General features: G+C 68.9%; 4 protein-coding genes. 1 reads left to right on the top strand and 3 read right to left on the bottom strand.

Going from position 1 to position 2936, the window contains the following annotated elements:
• The 3 genes from AC1DU6_RS25635 to AC1DU6_RS25625 form a co-directional block, all read right to left on the bottom strand.
• Positions 1-180: hypothetical protein (locus AC1DU6_RS25635; RefSeq protein ID WP_477860547.1), on the bottom strand; the 180-nt coding region annotated here is incomplete at its 3' end.
• Positions 177-956 carry a S1 family peptidase gene (locus tag AC1DU6_RS25630; RefSeq protein ID WP_056194977.1) on the bottom strand — a complete coding sequence of 260 codons (780 nt, stop codon included), beginning with the start codon at positions 954-956 and terminating at the stop codon, positions 177-179. The genes AC1DU6_RS25630 and AC1DU6_RS25635, both read right to left, overlap by 4 nt.
• 25 nt (positions 957-981) lie before the next feature.
• Positions 982-1227 (bottom strand): hypothetical protein, encoded by a 246-nt coding sequence (locus AC1DU6_RS25625; protein ID WP_056197143.1) that lies wholly within the window; start codon positions 1225-1227, stop codon positions 982-984.
• Positions 1228-1677: 450 nt separating this feature from the next.
• On the opposite strand from AC1DU6_RS25625, the gene AC1DU6_RS25620 reads away from it, so the two are divergent.
• Positions 1678-2936: ATPase domain-containing protein (locus AC1DU6_RS25620; RefSeq protein ID WP_477860545.1), on the top strand; the 1259-nt coding region annotated here is incomplete at its 3' end.

The raw sequence follows: 2936 nt of genomic DNA, 5'->3' as shown, positions 1-2936 counted from the left end.
CTGGTTTTCCGCCTGCAGGCGTTTGTTCTCCAGGCGGGCGTCGTGAGCGGCCGACAGGCCTCGTTCGCTGCGGGCTTCGAGGATGGCGGCCTGCAGTTCCAGCAGCGTCGCCTCGGCGGCGGCGATCTGCCGCTCCAGCGCAACGAGCCGGCTTTGCGCGCCGTCGCTCCCTGAGCTCAAGGCGAGGCCTTCGCCGCCGGCTCGGGTTTGGATGGGGGTTCGCGGCGCGGCGAGGGGTCGGTCAGGGTCGCGAGGATGTCGGGATACCAGGCCGCATTCAGGCCCAGCGACTCGTCGGCCTCGAGGTCGCGGTTGCCGATGTCGAAGCGCGTCGAATGGATGCCCACCAGCAGCCAGGGCAGGGGCTTGCGGCCCGGCGCCCGCATGACGACCGGCGCGCCRCTGATACCGCGATGAGTGCGCGCATCGGTCAGGAACCAGCCCTGGCCCTGGAAGCGCCAGCCATAGGGCGAAGCGATGGCGCCTTGGCGCACGACCGGGAGATGGTGCAGGTCATCGTGAAAGCCGAGCGGGAAGCCGGTGATCAGGATGGGCTGGCCCAGCGGCACGTCGTCGTCCGCGCCGGGCAGGCTCTCAAGCGTGAAGGCAGTGAGCTGGACCGTCTCGGGCAGGGCGCCCGCGTCGATCTCCAGCACCGCCACGTCGATRCCACCGGCGTCGTCCCGGCCCTGGCGCCAATTGGCGCGGCCGTCACGGTAGAGCAGCACCGACAGCACGATGGCATCGGTCAGGTTGTCGGCGTCGGCATGCAGTTCGAGTTCGACGCGGTCGGGGTGGTGGTCGGCCTCTTCGTCGATGAAGACGTGCCGGCTGGTGACCAGGTAGAGGCGGGCGTCGCGCCGGAAGAAGAAGCCGCTGGCGCCGGTCAGCGCGCGCTTGCCGTCGAAGGTGCCGATGCGCGCAATGGCCAGCAGCAGGGGATCGGGTGCCGACATCGTGGGGCCGGGTGGGCGCCGCGCGTCAGTACGCCGGGCGCGGGGTGATGCGGTCCAGCTGCGAAGTCAGGTGCCGGCACATGTTCTCGCCCGTCGTCGTCAGGCGCAGCGAGCCGCCATGCCACTCGAGCCAGTGCAGGGCGACGTACTCCTCGATGGTTTTTTCGGCGATCTCGGCGGCGCGGCGGCGCTTGAGCAGGTCGACGGTGGCGAGCAATCCATCGCGGAGCGCGTCACGTTTGGTATCGGGTGCAAGGGGGACCGGCTTCATCAGCATCTCCAGGGCGTGGGCATCGGGCGCCGTCGGTGCGAGCGGCGGCCCTGTCACGCAGGTCGTCAATGGGGGCGGGGCCGCGTTTGGCGCGCTCCTGGAAGGGGCGGGCCGCGGTGCCGGGAGGGGCGYCTCGAAGAGTCTTCGAGGAGTGGAAGTGGGGCTCGCCGCTGCAAGCAGATGACAACCAAAGCCGACGGCGGGAGCCGGCGAGCATGGGAACGCAGAAGTGATGCGTGGCGCCCGGTCTGCTAGGGCCGCCGCGGCAGTGAGCAGACGCGCGACAGCCGGGACAGTGTACGCCTGGGCACGATGCCCCTGACCCCCAGTTCGCACGCGCAAACCCGACCCGAACCCGACCCGAACCCGGCCATTTGGCGGACATACACTGGCTGTCACCTGTGCATGGCGGCCTGGCATGAGGCCGCATTTCCTGACTGGAGATTGGCGATGACTGGGAACAGATCGCGTTCCGCAAGCGGCGTGCCCGGCCTGGATGAAGTCCTGCATGGCGGGCTGATTGCCGGGCAGCTCTATTTGGTCGACGGCGAACCCGGCGCCGGCAAGACGACGCTGGCGCTGCAGTACCTGATGCAGGGCGTCCGCGAGGGCGAGCCCTGCCTGTACGTGACGCTGGGCGAGACGGCGGCCGAGTTGCGCGCCGGGGCGGCGTCGCATGGGTGGACGCTCGACGGCATCGAGGTCGTCGAACTGGTGGCTGGTGAAAGTGACCTGTTCGGCGACGCCGAGTTGACCATGTACCACCCGTCGGAGGTGGAGTTGAGCGAGACGACCAAGCGCGTGCTGGAGGCCGTCGAGCGCTGCAAGCCGCGCCGCATGGTGCTGGATTCGCTGTCGGAACTGCGCCTGCTGGCCCAGTCGTCGCTGCGTTACCGGCGCCAGATCCTGGCGCTGAAGCAGTTCTTCGTCGGCCGCGGCTGCACCGTGCTCTTCCTGGACGACCGTTCGAGCGACCGCGTCGACACCCAGTTGCACAGCATCGCGCACGGCGTCATTGCGCTGGAGCGCCATGTGCCCCCCTACGGGCCAGCACAGCGCCAGCTGCGCATCACCAAGTTCCGCGGCAGCGACTTCATCAGCGGCCAGCAGGACATCGTCATCCGGCAGGGCGGCCTGGAGGTGTTCCCGCGCCTGAAGCCCAGCCAGCATGGCTCGCCTTACCAGCGCGAAGTCGTGCCCAGCGGTATCGCGGCGCTGGACGAACTGCTTGGCGGCGGCACTGATCGCGGCACGGCGACGCTGCTGGTCGGCCCGGCGGGCTCGGGCAAGTCCACCATCGCCTCGCAATATGCCGTCATGGCGGCCAAGCGCGGCGGCCATGCCGTCATTTTCACCTTCGAGGAGGGCCGCACGCTGCTGCTGGACCGTCTGGCCAACTTGGGGTTGAGCGTCGAGGAGGGTGTTGGCCCCGGCAAGCTCCATGTGCGCCAGCTCGACGCTGCCGAGGTGCTGCCCAGCCAGTTCGCCAACCTCGTGCGCCGTTCTGTCGAAACCGATGGGGCCCGCGTCGTCGTCATCGACAGCCTGAACGGCTACCTGAACGCCATGCCCGAGGAGCGTGCGCTGGTCGTGCAACTGCACGAGCTGCTGACCTACCTGAACAACCATGGCGTGGCGACCTTCGTCGTGGCGACACAGTCCGGCCTGATGGGCCCCAACATGCGCAGCCCGGTCGACATGAGCTATCT

It is taken from the genome of Roseateles sp. P5_B10 (assembly GCF_056400485.1).
Note: the sequence above shows the minus strand (reverse complement) of the source record. Positions and strands in the feature narration are given on the sequence as shown.